At 65.1% G+C, this 16,107-nt stretch carries 14 protein-coding genes; 8 read left to right on the plus strand and 6 right to left on the minus strand.

The window, feature by feature from the left end:
- Positions 1-176: 176 nt before the first annotated feature.
- From ACZ5ZX_RS36250 to ACZ5ZX_RS36270, 5 genes are all read left to right on the plus strand, one after another.
- The gene (locus ACZ5ZX_RS36250; protein WP_465506496.1) at positions 177-1,196 is read left to right on the plus strand and encodes a terpene synthase family protein; all 1,020 of its coding nucleotides are present in this window, start codon (positions 177-179) and stop codon (positions 1,194-1,196) included.
- A 104-nt stretch (positions 1,197-1,300) separates the two neighbouring features.
- On the plus strand, positions 1,301-2,662 hold the full coding sequence (locus tag ACZ5ZX_RS36255; RefSeq protein WP_465506497.1) for a tetratricopeptide repeat protein: 1,362 nt from the start codon (positions 1,301-1,303) through the stop codon (positions 2,660-2,662).
- Between the two features lie 190 nt (positions 2,663-2,852).
- Entirely contained in the window at positions 2,853-3,194 is a 342-nt protein-coding gene (locus ACZ5ZX_RS36260; RefSeq protein WP_465506498.1) for a hypothetical protein, read from the plus strand.
- 297 nt (positions 3,195-3,491) lie between these two features.
- Positions 3,492-5,084 carry a hypothetical protein gene (locus ACZ5ZX_RS36265; protein ID WP_465506499.1) on the plus strand — a complete coding sequence of 531 codons (1,593 nt, stop codon included), beginning with the start codon at positions 3,492-3,494 and terminating at the stop codon, positions 5,082-5,084.
- 14 nt (positions 5,085-5,098) lie between these two features.
- Complete coding sequence (locus tag ACZ5ZX_RS36270; protein ID WP_465506500.1) at positions 5,099-6,244, plus strand: cytochrome P450; 1,146 nt, start codon at positions 5,099-5,101, stop codon at positions 6,242-6,244.
- Between the two features lie 436 nt (positions 6,245-6,680).
- On the opposite strand, the gene ACZ5ZX_RS36275 is transcribed toward ACZ5ZX_RS36270, so the two are convergent.
- Positions 6,681-7,220: an HAD domain-containing protein gene (locus ACZ5ZX_RS36275; RefSeq protein WP_465506501.1), complete on the minus strand. Its 540-nt coding sequence runs from the start codon at positions 7,218-7,220 to the stop codon at positions 6,681-6,683.
- 434 nt (positions 7,221-7,654) lie between these two features.
- On the opposite strand from ACZ5ZX_RS36275, the gene ACZ5ZX_RS36280 reads away from it, so the two are divergent.
- On the plus strand, positions 7,655-7,813 hold the full coding sequence (locus ACZ5ZX_RS36280; RefSeq protein ID WP_465506502.1) for a hypothetical protein: 159 nt from the start codon (positions 7,655-7,657) through the stop codon (positions 7,811-7,813).
- Positions 7,814-7,886: 73 nt separating this feature from the next.
- Here ACZ5ZX_RS36280 and ACZ5ZX_RS36285 read toward each other — a convergent pair whose 3' ends face one another.
- The gene (locus tag ACZ5ZX_RS36285; protein ID WP_465506503.1) at positions 7,887-8,438 is read right to left on the minus strand and encodes a GNAT family N-acetyltransferase; all 552 of its coding nucleotides are present in this window, start codon (positions 8,436-8,438) and stop codon (positions 7,887-7,889) included.
- 600 nt (positions 8,439-9,038) lie between these two features.
- Between ACZ5ZX_RS36285 and ACZ5ZX_RS36290 the strand changes: the two genes are divergently transcribed.
- Entirely contained in the window at positions 9,039-9,905 is an 867-nt protein-coding gene (locus tag ACZ5ZX_RS36290) for a hypothetical protein (protein WP_465506504.1), read from the plus strand.
- 349 nt (positions 9,906-10,254) lie between these two features.
- On the opposite strand, the gene ACZ5ZX_RS36295 is transcribed toward ACZ5ZX_RS36290, so the two are convergent.
- Both ACZ5ZX_RS36295 and ACZ5ZX_RS36300 read right to left on the minus strand, forming a co-directional pair.
- On the minus strand, positions 10,255-11,289 hold the full coding sequence (locus tag ACZ5ZX_RS36295) for a hypothetical protein (protein ID WP_465506505.1): 1,035 nt from the start codon (positions 11,287-11,289) through the stop codon (positions 10,255-10,257).
- Positions 11,290-11,609: 320 nt separating this feature from the next.
- Positions 11,610-11,927, minus strand: a complete 318-nt coding sequence (locus tag ACZ5ZX_RS36300) for a hypothetical protein (protein WP_465506506.1) — start codon at positions 11,925-11,927, stop codon at positions 11,610-11,612.
- Between the two features lie 633 nt (positions 11,928-12,560).
- Here ACZ5ZX_RS36300 and ACZ5ZX_RS36305 point away from each other — a divergent pair.
- The gene (locus ACZ5ZX_RS36305; protein WP_465506507.1) at positions 12,561-13,319 is read left to right on the plus strand and encodes a glycoside hydrolase family 16 protein; all 759 of its coding nucleotides are present in this window, start codon (positions 12,561-12,563) and stop codon (positions 13,317-13,319) included.
- Between the two features lie 68 nt (positions 13,320-13,387).
- On the opposite strand, the gene ACZ5ZX_RS36310 is transcribed toward ACZ5ZX_RS36305, so the two are convergent.
- Positions 13,388-14,626, minus strand: a complete 1,239-nt coding sequence (locus ACZ5ZX_RS36310) for a flavin-dependent oxidoreductase (protein WP_465506508.1) — start codon at positions 14,624-14,626, stop codon at positions 13,388-13,390.
- Between the two features lie 14 nt (positions 14,627-14,640).
- On the minus strand, positions 14,641-15,942 hold the full coding sequence (locus ACZ5ZX_RS36315; RefSeq protein WP_465506509.1) for an activator-dependent family glycosyltransferase: 1,302 nt from the start codon (positions 15,940-15,942) through the stop codon (positions 14,641-14,643).
- Between the last annotated feature and the right edge of the window lie 165 nt (positions 15,943-16,107).

Below are 16,107 nucleotides of genomic sequence, written 5' to 3' on the forward strand. Positions count from 1 at the left end.
CTTCCCCGTGAATCCGGTGAGAGTGGCTTAACGTCAAAGGTCGTTGGCCTCGGCGCGGAGGAGGATAGCGGAAGGTAGTTTCGTGGCAAAGGCGGTTCGGCGGGAGGCCGGTGCTCCGAGCGAAACAGTCGAGGCACCTGCCGAAACCTGCGACGGCCGAGAAACGTGGAGGGCTTGTGAGGCTGAGCCAGGATGATCAAGGCGTCTCCGGACCCCTCGAATTCCCGATGCCGTTCCAGGCGCGGGTGAATCCCCACTTGGACAGTTTGCTCCAGCGCTCGGAATCCTGGGCCCGTGCCATGGGAATGCTCAGCGGCGGCGCGCATCCCGGCCACTGGGCGATCTGGGACGGCTTGCCGACGTTCCACATGATCGCCGCCCCTGAGCTGGCTGCCTATTGCTGGCCTGTCGCGCCGCCTCATGAAGCCGCGCTGCTCCACGACACCATGGTCTGGTACTTCGCGTTCGACGATCACTTCCAGCGCCAGTACAAGGTCACGAGGGATATCGAAGGCGCACGAGAGCATGTCGAACGCCTGACGGCCTTCATGCCGTTGACACCGGACGAGCCCGTTCCCTCATCGAGGAACGCCGTGGAGGAAGGACTGGCAGATCTGTGGCCTCGGCTCATCGACTCACGACCGGCGCGCTGGCGTAGAGACTGGAAAGCCGGGATAACCCGGTTCTGCGCCGGCGCGATCCAGGAGCTGGTCCACCTTTCGACCGGCAGAATCCTCGACCTCGTGGAATATGTACAGCTCAGGAGGGAAACCTTCGGCTCGTACACCGCGGCGCTCTACGTGGACATCTCCACCGGTGTGACGATTCCCGAGAAGATCAGGGACAGCCGGGAGATCCAGGTCCTGCTCGACGCGTTTATGGATTACATGGCCTTGATCAACGACATCTTCTCGTACGAACGGGAAAACGACGACGAGGGATGTATGACCAACCTGGTCTTGAGCGTCCAGGATTTCCTGGGCGTTCCCTTGCCGCGGGCCGTGAGTATCGCCAACGACCTCGTCAGTGCGCGCTTGCGCCAGTTCGCCTACACGATGGACGTGGAACTTCCCGAGGCCGCCGCACGGCTGAACCTGAATGACGCCGAACGTGCCGATCTCGCTGTCTGGGTCGAAGGTGCGAGTGACTACTTGTCAGGAATACTCGCGTGGCACGTCAAAGCGGCACGTTACTGAGGTCTTCCGGCGGAGCGGTCGAGAACGGAGGGGGACCGTGGCACTCTGGTCGGTGACGAGACTGAACGTCGGCAGTGCCCCACCCGGACCCCGTGAGGTGAAACATGCCGCGCCGCACCCGGAATGAGCGGTTACGCGCACTGCTGATCACCGCTGAGTGGAGCTACGACAACCTGGCCCGCACGGTGAACATCGCGGGCGCAGAGTCCGGCTTACGGCTGCGCTATGACCGCACCGCCGTCGCGCACTGGCTCTCGGGGAGTTGTCCGCGGGCCGAGGTGCCGATGTTGATCGCTGAGGTGCTGACGCGAAGGCTCGGCCGGGCGGTCACCGTCGCCGAACTCGGTTTTGCCGTGACCATGATCGAGGAGAAGGCCGTCAGGCCGGCCAGTGCACTGACTGTGCTGACCGATCTCGTCCGGACCGATCTGAGCGTCGCGGGCCGTGGCCGGCTCGCGCGCTCTGTGTACCGGCTCGATGTGCTGGCGATACCGACGTGGCCAGAGCGAACGTTGGAAGTCCACTGCCACCGCAGCCCCGTTCGGCCAACATCCGGCACGGTCGGGATGGCGCAGCACATGGTGCGCGTTTTCGCCGCGGCCAGCCACCGGTTCGGCAGTGGCCACGCCAGGACCGCGCTGACCACCTACCTCGCCGACGACATTCTCCCGCAGCTGGCGGCCGGGAACAGCGACGCAGATCGCCGCGAACTCGTGGGAGCTGTTCTCGACCTGACGCTGCTGTTGGGATTCGCTTGTTTCGACAGCAATGAGCACGGACTGGGGCAGCAGTACTACCGGATCGCGCTCGATCTCGCGGTTTTGACCTTCGACCCGGTCCGGTACGCGATCGTGCTCCGGGCGCTCAGTCTGCAGGCATGTCATCTCGGGCACGGGACCGCCGCACTGGGCTTGGCACTCGCGGCGCTCACGGTGGGGGATCGGCATGTCGTGCCCCACACCAGCGCCTTTCTGCACGCGCAGGTGTCGCTGAGCTACGCCGTTCTCGGCCGAAGTCAGGCCGCGCTGACCGCTCACCAGCGTGCTCGCGAGACCCTCGGCCGGGCGACAGGGCCGAGACCGGTCTTCGGCTCGTACAACCGAGGCGAGCTGAACTATCACGCCGCGTCGATTCGCGTGTTCGACGGCGATACCGCAGGAGCGGTCACGGCACTCCAGCGAGCGCTGCGCCACTATCCCTCCGGCGAGTGTCGCTCACTGGCATTGACCTTGGCCGAACTCGCCGAACGGCAACTGGACCTCGGCCTGCTCAGCCGAGCCTGCACCGTGGCGCACCGTTTTCTCGATGTGTATCCGGGCCTGCGTTCCGGCCGCGTCACGGCCGCGTTGGAGGAGTTGAGGAAGCGCCTCCAATCGTTCGGACGGCATCCGGAAGCCAGGGCCCTGATCCAGCGATGCGCCGCGCTACACGGCCCTGGCCCCGAGAGTCTTGGGCCGGTCAGGTGAACTCGCCCCGAAACGCAGGGCGGCGAAAGGTGCGGGGCGCGCGAACACGATACCGGGTCGCGTCGCAGGCACTGAGCACAATCACCCGGAGCAGGGCGCAAAGGTACGCAAACGGGTGGAGATCGATTCGTGCCGGTCGGAAACCGAGCAGTCTTGATCGCGTCCAAGCCACCGTAAGAATGGATATACCGTGCGCTCACACACAGTTCCCGTCGCACTCGCGAGTGTCTTCGCGCTGGCCTTGATGCTGGCCGGTACCGCTGCCGCCGACGAGGACGAATTCATCTATCGCTACTACAACGAGGAGCAGGAGCTACGGAGGGGCTCTCTGGTCGATCCGCCCGACGCCGAGTGTTTCGAGATCCCGGAAGTCGCGGCGGGTACCGGGTCCGCCTTCCGCCCGGTGAACCGGACAGGGCATATCGCGAAGGTGTATGAGAAGAGCGGTTGTGATGGGCCGCCTGCCTTCAGTCTTCGTCCAGGCGGCAAAGGCTCGGATCGGGTCACCTTCCGCTCGGTGGCGTTCCTTTAGGTCGAGCCGGGCCAGGACCGTCGGCCGGTTTCTCGGCGCTCCCACCGGGTCGAGGGTGTGTGTATGAGAACGCACCTCGGCGTTCAGGGGATTCTTGAATCGTTTCGCAGGCGCGGGTCCGTGACTCCGCTATCGTGAGTCTGATTTCGTTTTCCTTGTTTGCCCCCCAGGCGGCTGCGCTCCGGCGGCTATGCCGGTGACACAGGACGGAGAACACGCGAGCCAGCTGATTCCCGCCCGCTCTCTAGTGTGCCCTGTCGATCCGCGCAGCGGACGTACAACAAAAAAGGAGTCCTTATGGCGTCGAACGCTCCTACCTCCGGTCGCACCAGGGGTCACGGACAAGGCAAAGGAGCGGCGACGGCGACATATGGCTACATCTGGTCGGACTGGTTGTACGGCGCGGGGAAGGACGCGTTCATGATCGACGTCTATGACGCGTGTGCGGCGATCGACCGTGAGCCGGACGCCAAGGTCAAAGGCGAGAAGATGGCCACGCTGGGAAACGTGATCGAGGGCAGTGAGCGGGACTGGGTACTGGGTGTTCGCGATTTCCTGTCCTTCGAGCAGGACCGGATGGCGCACGGCCGTGCACCGCTGCACATTCTGGGACTCGGCGACGACTTCGCGGCGCTCGCGGTCATCGAGGCCGCGTATCGGCACGGAGCGTTCCGAGGGCTGTGCCGCACTCCCGGTGGAGCTGAATGGATCGGAGTACTGGGGGAACTCTGCGCTGTGATGGTGCACCAGGGCTTCAAGTGGCTGCGTTCGGCCAGTGTGGACGACTGGGAGCTGCCGGCCCTGGGAGAAGCTTGGTGCAAGGGCGTGGTCATGTGGGGCCTTGTCGGTGTGTACCTGGCTGTCGACGCCGCGGGTGATGACGCCGACAACGACGAGGCGCTGTATCGGATCCACACGGTCGTGGCTGCCCATCACATGGCAGGCACTGTATGGACGACGTACCGAGGCCCACACCCGCATCAGTGGTGGGACCGGGCTGTGCGAGGCAAAGCTCCCACAGAGCACGCGATCCGGCAGTTCGCCGCTTGGCGCCGCTGGCCGAAGGAAATGACCGAACTGCTCGTCCGCTCGGCCCAGCACGTGAACACGTGGGTGAACCCGCAAGCTCCATCGACCCACCAGGCCCGCATGCGCGGTCTGGCTCTCGGAGCGCACACCCCGCGCCTGAACGCCCGGCTGAACCACGTGGTCGACGAGCTGGTCGAACTGGCGGGCGACATGACGCCACAGGAGATCACCGAGGCCCGTTCCCGCGTCGGATCATGGTTGTCCACGCACACTTCCGTGTGGCGTGGCCGGGGAGACATCAACGACCGCGTGGTGGAAATCAGCTTGTTGGGGGCCATGCTGGGCGTGCTGCGGGAAACCCGCCCGCACATCACCCCCGAACTGGTGGACCGCCTCACCCAGTGGAGCCGTGCCCGCACCGGACACCTGCGGCCCGAGGGACAGCAGGAGATCCTGAACGAGGTCACGGCCACAGCGCGGATCCGCGGACGGCTGCCGGGAGTCCCACTCGGCAGCGACGGAGTGGGCCCACGGCGCTACACCGACGGTGTCTGGGGTCTGGCCTCCTTGGGCGTGGTCTACGCCCGGCACGGGAGTCGGGAGGTGCCCGAAGACATGCGCGAATTGACCGTCCGCCTGTTCCACGCGCTGACCGAGCACCGCCGGATCCCCGGTGTGGATGTCGGGAAGAACCACGTCAGTACCGACTGCATGGTGTGTGTGGGTGACCAGCTGTTCAAGGGGCTGGTGGACAACCGTCCCTCTACCGGCGTGCTCACCGTGACCATCTGGGGAGCACTGACCTACTGCAACCTGGGGCTGGGAGCCGGCGGCGACGACGTCGATCTGGCGACCCGGTGAGGGGGAGTGCTGCCATGACCTCACCCGCGTTCGACCTTTTGGGATTCGATCCGTTCTCCGCGGACTTCCGCACCGATCCGTACCGGCAGTACCGCGAGATGGACCAGCTCGCCCGCACGCCCGCAGGGCTCTGGGTGACGACCTCCCACCAGCTGTGCGCGCAGGTGCTACGCGACTCCCGGTTCGGTCACGGCGACCGGAGCTGGCGGGACACCGGAGGGAGCAAGCGATCATTCGCCACGATGAATCCGCCTGACCACACCCGGCTACGGCGGCTGGTGAGCGGAGCCTTCACCGCCCCCTTCATCGAACGTCTCCGCCCCGGTATCGCCGAGATGACCGACGAACTCCTGAGCGGTCTAAGTGGCACCGTGGACATCATTGCCGCCTTGGCGTACCCGCTCCCTGTGCTCATCATCAGTGAGCTCCTGGGAGTCCCTGCCGAGGATCAGGCGAGCTTTCGCAGCTGGTCCAGCGCGCTGGCCCGCGGACAGGACCCGGACGTCATCCTCTCGGCCGAGGAGCGGGAGGCCAGGACCAGGGCGCGCGAAGAGTTCGCGAACTACTTCACCGACTTGGCCGAACGGCGCCGGGCCAAACCCGCCTCCGACCTGCTCAGCGCGCTGGTCGGGGTGGAGGGCCTGACGATCCAAGAGCTGCTTTCCATCTGCTCGGTCCTGCTGGTCGCGGGCCACGAGACCGTCGTGAGCCTGATCGGCAACGGCACCCACGCCCTGCTCACACACCCCGATCAGATCCCGCACCTGCACGCTGATCCGGCCGGCGCGGTCGAGGAGCTGCTGCGCTATGACCCGCCGGTGCAGCTGACCCTGCGCACCGCGCTGGAGGACGTCGTCTTGTCCGGCATGGAGATCGAAGCAGGCCAGCAGATCGTGCTGCTGCTCGCCGCCGCGAACCGGGATCCGAGTGTCTTCCCCGACCCGGACCGGCTCGACCTGACCCGGTCAGGCAAGGGACATCTCACTTTCAGCCTGGGCATCCACTTCTGCCTAGGTGCCATGTTGGCCAGGCTCGAGGGCCAGATCGCACTCACGAAGCTGTTCAAGCGCGCTCCAGTGCTGGCGCCCAATCCATCCGAGTACCGCGAAACCCTGGTGCTGCGAGGCCTCACGAAACTGGAGCTGGTTTTTTCGGATTGAGAAGGGAGGCGGTTCTCCCGGCTGAGACTTGGTGATCAAACGCTCGAGCACAGGGGCGCCTGGCTCATGCTCCCGCGTTGCTCCAGAACCGGGCCGCAGCGCGTTGCGTAGCCGTCCGTCGACCACAATCGCGTCACAAAAAACAAATCACCGATCATTTCTTGCAGGGCGAAACGCACTCTCACCGGCATGGCGGGCCGCTGTAGGCCAGTGACCTCGCCGAGCCAGTCGTTGAGGTGGGCTTCGGTGATCCGATCGCTGATGTCGCTGGGTGGGTGAGAAGCGTAACCTCGGGCGGCGCACGCAAGGTTCAACCGAAATGATCTTGAATCGAGCCATAGGCACTCGCCGCCAGTGTCATTGCTGAGGGTGACCGAGAAAATGGTTCGTTATTCTGTTCCTCGACGTGTCCCGCCGGCCCGGCCCTTCGGGCAGTTCAAGCCTCGTTGGGCGTCCCCAATGCCCTCCGCAGCCATTCGGCAAGTGCGGTGTAGTCGGCGTCGACGAGGCCGTGCCGGGGGTCGACGCGGTGCAGCAGCGCAGGTGCCCGGTGGTGTGCGCGCACCCACTCCCGGTCGGTGCCGGTGATCTCGTCGTCGACCCAGACGAAGGGAAGTCCCGCCGCCCAGTCGACGAGGGCGCGGGTTTTCCAGTGCAGTCCGTCTCGCCCGTCCTGCTCCTCGAATTCGGAAGGCTCCGGCCAGTCGACCACCGGCAACTGCGGAAGGCCCAGCCGCGGTGACAGGCACTCGTTCGCGTCGGCGGCCCACGTCGTGGCCCAGACCAGATCGCAGGGCAACGCGGCCAGCCGGGGCCCGTGTCCGGGATCGACCCTCTCCAGGAGCGGGTTCGAGCCAGGGGCAGGGGAGCCCGGGTCGGAGAGATATGTCGCGTACTGCCCTGACGGAATGCCGAATGGGATCAGCGGCCCGTCGACGTCAAGGAAGAGCAGCGGCCGTGCTCCGGATCCAGTCACGACCGCACGATAGCCGCCGATTCTGGGCCGGTGTTCCCGGGCGTGTCGCTCGGGAACACCGCTGGGGTGGTCAGCCCGCGCTCGACCGTCCAGTCGTTGAGTGAATGTCGGGCATGCTGAGGTGGACGCGTCGTGGGCGGCGGCTCGCAGCAACACCGGCAGCAATGGCAACTGTGTCCTGGTCCGCTGGTCCATTCGTGCTTTGACCCGCGCCTGCGCCTTTCTTGCGAGTCACCTCGGACGGTGTGATCGGGCAGGGCACAACCCACGGCCCCACCGGGCCGGGTCGTCGGCGTCCTGAATTGAGCGAGCCGTTCCTTCCGCGCCTGTGCAACGTCGGGCGTCAGTCGCAACGAGTCGATACCAGGATGGTGGACCTCCAAGTCGCGGCAGAACAGGCGACAGAGATTGCGAGCGACCGAGCGCAGCGAGGTGTGACCAAGCTCAGGGGCCGCTCGGTGAGGTACTCGTTCGATCCAGAGCACCAGTTCCGGGGCCACGGCGATCTGTTCGGTTTCGGCGAGCTGCCGGGCGGTCCGCACGGGGCCGGTATCGGCTCGGTCGAACGTGACCCGTCTGGCGGCACGGGGTGATCTCTCGCGGGCTTCGCCGTAGGGGACGGTGATGCGGATCGGCCGGTCCATCGGGACGTCGGCCACCGCGACGTCACTTCTTTCTGTCCAGTGGCTCGCGTCCTGTGGCGCTGACTTGACGTTGGTAGAGACTCGTTGGCCATCGTGCGTGTGATGGGTCGGTGACGTGCTGGAAGCCGGCCTGTTCGTAGTAGCGGCGGAGTGCTGGATTGGTGCTTGCGGTGGCCAGCCGCACATAGCGCCAACCGCGTCGCGCCGCCTTCACGGCAACCCAGTCGATGATCTTGAGTCCGAGGTTTGCGCCGCTGACACGCCGTGCCACCGCCAATCGGGAGATGTAGTAGGCCGGTTCGGCCTGGATTCCCCACAATTCCGTGTCTTGTTCGGCGACGACGAGTGTGGCGATGATGTCGTGTTCTTGAGTTACCAGGAGTGCTTCCGCGGCGGCGATCTGATGCTGAACCGAGGTGGCTGGGAAGCGTGACGGCCATTGTTCGATGCCGCGGGTCCGTAGCCAGGCAGCGGCCTCGGTCAGCAGGTCGAGCACAGTGCCCTCTTCGCCGGGGCGCGCGGGCCGGATGACGAGATTGTCGAGCAGATGCTCCGGTCGGGACAGGATCGGCATAGGTCAGATCATGACGCGTCGAGGACTCACAGGGACAGCATGAAGGTCGTCGAGTGCCTCGCCGAACTGTTAGCGACTCCTCCATCGAAACCTTCTCCCTGTGGAGCACCAGGCGGGAAACCTTGCCGCGGTGAAAGCCGCCGCCGATAAGCTAGCCGGTCTCACTTCCGCACTCGACGAGGAAACCGCCGCGCTCGTGGGCACCCTGCTCCGTCCTTGTGAAGGCAGGCTCGCCAGCGAATTACGTTGCACTCAAACGAATCCTCCGCGATAGGTATGGTGCATTACTTAGCCACGAGGGTTGGCTTGGTTGCTCGGCCATACTCTTCGAGCGGACGGCCATATGGCGTGCTGGCGCGGCGTCTCCCCGTGCACTGCGAACAGGTGAATTCCTTTGGCCCCCCGCTCGGCTATCAGAGAGTCACTCGGGAGGCTGGGCCGTCCAGTGAGTCGACCCGCTACAGCGCCGGCTTGCCGGGGGTACCCCTCGTCTCGCTGTTACGTCAGCCCTGAATCGCGGCTGCGCAACGCTGGCGCTAACCTGTCTTGCACCTATCCGGTCGCAGTGGCCGGCAAGCACGCAGGGGAAGGTCGTGCTCGATGAGGACGCATCGCAGGCAAATCTCCACGTCGAAGTCACCGGCGCTCGCCGGCCTGATCATTGGTCTCTTCATTACGTTGGCGATTGCCATGGTCAGCTACTTCTGGCCACAGTCTGCGGCCGTGAAAGACGCACTCGTGATTTCACTTGTCGGAATATCCGTTTCCGTCGTTCTGAGTGTCAGGCTGAAGCTGAGCGAGATATCGCAAAGTGTGGCCAATATCGAACGAGACACGCGGGGGTCGACGCGGATCCAGCAGTGGGGCAGGAAAGACAGCGCGGTCCTCAATCGATACGCCGAGTTGCGAAAAGAACTTGATGAGCTTGCGGCAGGCACCTACTACCTCAAGTCGATCGACGAGGTCTTCGAGGACGATGTCAGATCCATCAATGAGCTTCGCAAGGGTGAAGTGCTCAGGTCCACCTGCCCGATCTCGACGGTCTCAGCAGCGAAGGCTCATGCCCAGATTGTCGATCTGCGTTATCTGGCATCAGTGCAGGCGCATATCGCCGCGTCGCAGCGAGGTGTTGATGTGACCCGCATCTACCTCTTCAGGGATATTGACGCATTCGGCGACGACGTGATGCTCGCACACTTGAAGGACCTGGCCAAAAAGTTGCACATCAAGATCATTCTGCATTCGGAGGCGAGGCTGCGAGAGGAATTTGACTACCTTGTCTTCGGTGAGCGGAGAGTCTCAGTGGGTGTCGTCGGCGGAGACACCGGTACTGTTCAAGCAGCAGTTGTGCATTCCGACGGCGATATCGTCCAGAGGTACATAGAGAAGTACAGTCGGCTGACTGCTCTCGCTGGTTCGCTTGAAGAAACCATCGCCAAGCTTCGCAAGTATCGGTCGAAAAGCTGACGCACGTCTTTCGATTTCTTCCGCTTGACCGGCGTATCACGTTCTTTATGGACACCTGTTCAGTGATGGGCTTCTGGGCGCCACGCGGGTGACTATGTGAACGCTCGGCCGGTCTTGTCAAGCTGCTCCGGAGCTACGATGAGATCGCTGTGCGCGTCTGAATTCGATGTCTCCTTACGGCGATGTCTTTCTTCCAGGCCGCGTTCGGCGCTCACTCCCAGCCGGGCACAAGGTAACCGTTGAAGTTTGCGTCGCCCAGTAGGCGCAACGCTGTGAACGGGCCGGTTCGACCTCCCCGCTGGCGGCCGGCCAGCGGGGAGGTAACCGGTGCCGGACTTACAGGACACGGCTAAGCGACCCAGTCGGCCTGAGCGAAGACGGCGAGCATGTCGCTGTTGCGGACGCCGTTGGTGGAGAAGGAACCTTCGACGCCTACCCAGCCGCGGAAGGTGCCGTTGTCGTCGAGGATCTGCAACAGCGGTTTGACGTGCGAATTACCGGTGTAGCAGGGCTCGTTGCGTTCCATCGCCAAGCAGGTGCACCAGTGCCACAGCGCGTCGCGGCGGTCGCCTGAGTTCACCCGGCCGAGGTAGTACTGCAAGGAGCTGACGTTGGCCGGGGTGCCGCCGCCGTAGTGCGGGCAGCCGCCGCTCGCCTGGCAGACCTTCGTCGATGAGGGCTGCAGGTAGGTCAGGCACCAGGTCACCGTCTTGCAGGTTTTGAAGGAGCCGACCGCGAAGGAACTGGTCACATCGCTGGCCGTACCGCCCGTCCATCCTCTTCCGGCATAACGGAGACCGCCATCGTGCGCTTGCACGCTCGACATCGCGCGACGGTCGGTCAACGCCGCGTGGCTCCCGTAGCCGTAACCGCTGTTGACCCGGGTGGAACTCACGAAGTTCAACCGTGCCAGCGCCTGCTCGGTGTCGACGGACCATTTGTCCGTCCAGGTCGGCGACCAGGTGATCGTGACGGTCTGTTTACCGCCTTCGGTGCCCAGCACATAGGTGCCCTGCCGGGTGTCGTTGGGAGCGCCGGTGAACCCGCCCGCCGTCATGATCTCGCACGGGCGGACCTTGTCGGTCGCCTTCGGATCGGTGGACGAGCACGAGGAGTCCGGAGTGACCTTGATACCGGTCCGTTGGGTGGGCTTCGTCTGCTCCCACACGTACATCCTCGCAGACACCTTGCCGGTGGCCGCGTCGAACGTGTAGGTGCCCAGCCGGAACCAGTTACTGGTCGAGCCGGTGGTCAGGCTTCCGGTCGACACCACGAAATCGGCCCGCCCACCGGGAAGTTCACCGGCCGCGGTCGCGGGGATCGCGGTGGCGGGGACCGCGGCGGCCAGCAGCGCGATCACGACGAGGAAGAAAACACGCTTCATGAACCCGGCGTCCCGGCCTCGCCCGCTCGCCGAGTCCGGCGACGATTTCACCGCCCAGCTCGAACTGCCGGGCCGCTCTTTCGGTTGATCCTTTTGCATAGTGACTGATCCATCCAATCTGTCCATATTCAGAGGTTGTACTGTCCTCGGACATCGGTCGTGTCGACGAGGTGGATGACCGCTGAAGCAGGGCCTCCTGGGACCGATACGTCGACCGAGCCAGCTGTGTCGCCGCATTTCGGAGATGTGGAGACCGGCCCGTACTCTTTGTCGGTGCCAACGAGGTGAGTGTCGCCGTCGCGCTTGACACTTCGCGACAATCACGGGTGGAGGTACTTCTTCGTCTCGAGAGTGTTGTTGTACTCGTCGACGAAGTAGAGCGAGTATTTCGATCCCCGCTTTGTGTCGTTGGCGTCGTAACCGAAAGCCGCCGGTCGACGGCAGCCGTGGGCTTTGATCGAGTAGTCGACGTCGAGGGAACGCAGGTGGCCGAGAGCGTAGCTTGCGCCGTATTCGACCCTGAATGTGCTGCTGGGGTCTGCCGCGAGCGCGGACGGCGCCGCGGAGACGACCGTGGCCACCGCCGCGGCGACCCTGGCGCGGTGCCGGATGGTCGGGCTGGCGCGGAGTCTGAGCATGACGAGCAGTCCCCTTCCCCTTACGGCTGAGCCACCGGTCGGTTGTGTATGGCCGGTAGGAGCCACGCGTCGGAATGACTCGGAATGATCAAGTGGCCAGTGACCGCCACTGTGACGGCGACCGCTAAATTTTTACTAAGTGTCCTTTGCGAGGCTGGTGCCGGTCGAGGACCCAGCTCTCGAATGCCGGTGGCGGGGACTGGGGGGCCGGTGAGGGCGAACGTCTCCGCACTATCACGTGGGGCGGTGACGACGGGCTGGTCAGCCTCCCCGAACAGCAGCCGGAAGGCGTCGCCCTGTGTCGCGAACCGGCTCGTGACCCCACCACCGCGGCCGCGGTGATCTGGATTCGGTACTCAGCGGATCGCGGAAAGCGGAGCGGCATTGGGGCGGAGTTTCCTGCTGACTCTTGACTTGAGGCCCGTTGTCGCCGACCATCTTCCTTGTCATCCGCCGGGAGTGAGAAAGTTTCCAACAAAGCTCTGTTAGCGCTAACATTCTTGTGTTTCCTTGTCACGCAGGTGATCCGTGCTGCCCGGAACCGGCCGGGTAATCCCCACTGGAGGTTGAGCAATGCCGCACAGCCGCAGAAAGTTCCTGACTGCCAGCGCAGCGGGACTCGCAGGTGTCACCTTGGGCGGGCAGGTCGCCGCCGCGCCGCCGGCGGCCGGTGCGACCTGGGAAACGGTGCTGAACGGGACGTTCGCCAGCTACTCCACGCTTCAGTCGGCGTGGAACTACCGTTATCCCTGGGGTTCCGATCACAACGGCACGGCCAGGATGTACGCGAGTTCGTCCGATCACAGTCAGGTCTATCTCGAGTCAGGGGGAGTCCTGGTACTGAAGGCCACGCGTACCACGGCGGACGAAGGGAACAGCTCCGCCGATCCACATCTGCCGATTCACTATCACTCGGGCGCGGTCCACGCGAAGCAGCAGGTCACCGTGACGGACCAGTTTCCGAGCTGGGAGGTTCGGGGCGAGTTCCAGGCGCCGTCGGCGCGGGGCACGTGGCCGGCGTTCTGGCTCACCGGTGCCACGAGCTGGCCGCCGGAGAGCGACATCCTCGAATTCAAAGGGGACGGCCGGAACTGGTTCAACACCTACAAGAACGCCTCCGGTGCTTGGTCCAACACGCTGGTGAACGTGAGCAATCCGGGCGGATGGCATGGCTACCGGGCCTGGATCACCAAGGTCAACGCGACCGATGTGGACATCCACTACTACCTCGACGGGAAGTGGGTCGCCCAGCACCGCGGCGCGAACTTCGTCGGCAAGCCGATGTGGCTGATCATCAACCTGCAGATGGAGGGCTCGTCAGGGTCGCCGGGTCCGACAGCACCCACGTACTACCGTGCCCGCAATGTCTACATCGGACGCGACCGGGTCTGATCGTCGGTTCGTGAGCGGGTTCGGCCCGGCTGTTCCGCATGCTGACCGCTCCACAGTGGACGCAGTGCCTAGACCGTGCTGTCGTAGCTGCGACGGCTGTTCAGCAGTGCCGGGTCGAAGCCCGCCAGCTTCTTGTAGCGTGCGGCGATCTCCTCCCGCTCGGCGAGCGGGAGGACCTCGTCGACGTCCTCGAAGCCGTCGGGAGCCCGTTCGTGGGCGAGTTTGAGCACCAGTTCCGGGCCCATCTTGCGGTTGGCCAAAATGATGCCCGACGTCCTCGGCCGTCGCTCGGCTTCGTACTCCTCGCAGGCGGCGACGGGATCGTGGTGCCGGGCCAGCGCGTCGGCCAGCACCCGCGCGTCCAAAATGGCCTGTGAGGCGCCGTTGGAACCGATGGGGTACATGGGATGCGCGGCGTCGCCGAGCAGGGTCACGCGCCCGTGCGTCCAGCGGGGGAGGGGTTCGCGGTCCACCATCGGGTATTCGTAGGCCGCCTCCGCCTGCCGGATGAGCTCCGGTACGTCCAGCCAGTCGAACTTCCAGTCGGTGAACCAAGGCAGGAACTCGCTCACCGGGATCCGGCGGTTCCAGTTCCCGCGGTCGGCGGAGATCCGGCTCATCGGACGTTCGGCGACCCAGTTGATCTCCACCTCGCCGTCGGCGTCGGGCGCGGAAATCGGGTATGCCACGAACTTCTGCCGGTCGTCGCCCGCCATGATCATCGACCGGCCGCCGCGGTAGGGGCGGGCCGTGGTGGTCCCGCGCCACAGCACGAGCCCGTTCCACAGTGGCGCGGGTTCGCCCGGGTACAACTGGGCCCGCACCGCCGAATGGATGCCGTCCGCGCCGATCAGCAGGTCGCAGGACAGCCGCTCCTGTCCGAAGTGGACAATGGTCCGATCGGCCGACGAATCGAAGCCGGTCACGCGGTGACCGGTGCGCACCGCGTCCTGGCCGAGCCGGTCCTGTACGGCCTCCAGCAACAGCATCTGCAACCGGCCTCGGTGCACCGAGTACTGCGGCCACCGGTAGCCGACGTCCAGTCCGCGCGGTTCGGACCAGATGAGCTGGCCGTGGTGGTTGAAGTAGGCCAGTTCGCCGGTCGCCACCCCGATGTCCGCCACCGCCTCGGCCAGCTTCAGCTCGGTGAGCTCGCGCACGGCATGCGGCAGCAGGTTGATGCCCACCCCCAGCGGCCGGATCGCCTCGGTGGCCTCGGCGACCACCACGTCGGTGATCCCGGCCGCGTGCAGGCTCAACGCGGTGGCCAGGCCACCGATACCGCCGCCGGCGACGATGACTCGCATACTTGCTCCTCTGGTCAGTGCGAATGGTGGTGATCTGCCGCGAGTTTCTCCAGCCGGGGCACCAGGTCTCGGGGTGCGGGCATGGCGAGCATCTCCTCGCGCAGCGCCGCGGCGGCGATGGCGAACGACGGTTCGTTCAGCAAGCGCAGCAGATGCTTCCGGACCCGCTCGCCGTCGACGTCGGTGTAGTACTCCGACAACCCGGCCCCGTGTGCTTCGAGGCGCTTGGCCAGGATCGGGGTGTCGTGCTGTTCGGCGATCATCAGCTGCGGGACCGCGTCCAGCGCGACGGTGTTGGTGGTGCCGAAGCCGCCGTGATGGGCGACCGCCGCGCAGGTCGGCGCCAGTGCCTGCAGGGGGACGAACTCCACCAGCCGGGTGTTGTCCGGAACCCTGGACAGTTTTTCCTGCTCGGCACCGGGCAGCGTGCCGACCATCTCGATGTCGAGATCCGCGACGGCGTCCAGAATGTCCTGCACGCTGATCGGGTAGCCGCCGAACCGGTCGGTGCTGAACTGGCCGAGGGTCAGGCAGACCCGGGGTTTCGACACGGGTTCCCTTACCCAGTCCGGGATCACCGAGGTGCCGTTGTACGGCACGTAACGCATCGGCACGTGGTGCAGGTCGGTCTCCAGGCGCAGCGGGGCCGGGTACTGGTCGACGGTGAACTGCCCGGTGATCAGCGACTCGGAGAACCGGACGCCGTGGCGTTCCGCCTGTTCGGCGATCCAGTCACCGAACGGATCCTGCCGCCGTCCTGGCGGTCGCGCGGCGAGCAGTTCGAGAAAGTTCTGCCGGGTGCGGCCGAAGATGTCCAGCGACCACAGCACCCGCCCGTGTGCCGCGCCCACCGCCTCCGCGGCGATCGGCCCGCCATGGGTGGTGGGTTCCCAGATCACCAGGTCCGGCCGCCACTGGCGGGCGAAGGCCACCAGGTCATCGGTCAGCGGATCGTTGATGATCTTGTACCAGCTGGGCAGAACGTCGGCGTAACCCGCGCGGAGGTACTCGTAACCCACCTCGGCGGCGGGCTCGTCCGACTTGTCGAAGGGCGCCAGTTCGACTCCGCGGATCTTGTTGTACGCCTTGGGATTCAGCTTGGCGAACCGGGGCGTGAGGAACCGGCTGGAGACGCGCCACAGATTGTGGTCCGTGCCGACCGGCACCGCGGTGAGACCGGTACCGGTGATCACGTCGGTCAGCGCCGGCTGGCTGGCCACCCGCACCTCGTGCCCGGCCGCGGCCATGGCCCACGCCAGCGGGACCATGACGTTGAAATGGGTTCTTTCGGAGTACGTGGCGAACAGGACACGCATGCCTTCTCCATCCATTGACGACGTCTCGCTGGCGAGACGGACAGAGGTACCGCGGTGAATTCACCGTTCTGCGGTGCCCGCGTCCCCTTCCGGATATCCGCCACAAAATCCCTGATTGATTCCGGACCGGCGGGTTCGGGGTAAGGTGAACCCTAGCGGCAAAGT

This window comes from Amycolatopsis sp. NPDC033938, from assembly GCF_055575975.1.

What these genes read in the sequence shown, in the direction of transcription:
- ACZ5ZX_RS36310 (WP_465506508.1), bottom strand. Translation starts at nt 14,626, where the DNA reads ATGCGAGTCATCGTCGCCGGCGGCGGTATCGGTGGCCTGGCCACCGCG.
- ACZ5ZX_RS36295 (WP_465506505.1), bottom strand. Translation starts at nt 11,289, where the DNA reads ATGAAGCGTGTTTTCTTCCTCGTCGTGATCGCGCTGCTGGCCGCCGCG.
- ACZ5ZX_RS36300 (WP_465506506.1), bottom strand. Translation starts at nt 11,927, where the DNA reads ATGCTCAGACTCCGCGCCAGCCCGACCATCCGGCACCGCGCCAGGGTC.
- ACZ5ZX_RS36255 (WP_465506497.1), top strand. Translation starts at nt 1,301, where the DNA reads ATGCCGCGCCGCACCCGGAATGAGCGGTTACGCGCACTGCTGATCACC.
- ACZ5ZX_RS36290 (WP_465506504.1), top strand. Translation starts at nt 9,039, where the DNA reads ATGAGGACGCATCGCAGGCAAATCTCCACGTCGAAGTCACCGGCGCTC.
- ACZ5ZX_RS36270 (WP_465506500.1), top strand. Translation starts at nt 5,099, where the DNA reads ATGACCTCACCCGCGTTCGACCTTTTGGGATTCGATCCGTTCTCCGCG.
- ACZ5ZX_RS36265 (WP_465506499.1), top strand. Translation starts at nt 3,492, where the DNA reads ATGGCGTCGAACGCTCCTACCTCCGGTCGCACCAGGGGTCACGGACAA.
- ACZ5ZX_RS36285 (WP_465506503.1), bottom strand. Translation starts at nt 8,438, where the DNA reads ATGCCGATCCTGTCCCGACCGGAGCATCTGCTCGACAATCTCGTCATC.
- ACZ5ZX_RS36315 (WP_465506509.1), bottom strand. Translation starts at nt 15,942, where the DNA reads ATGCGTGTCCTGTTCGCCACGTACTCCGAAAGAACCCATTTCAACGTC.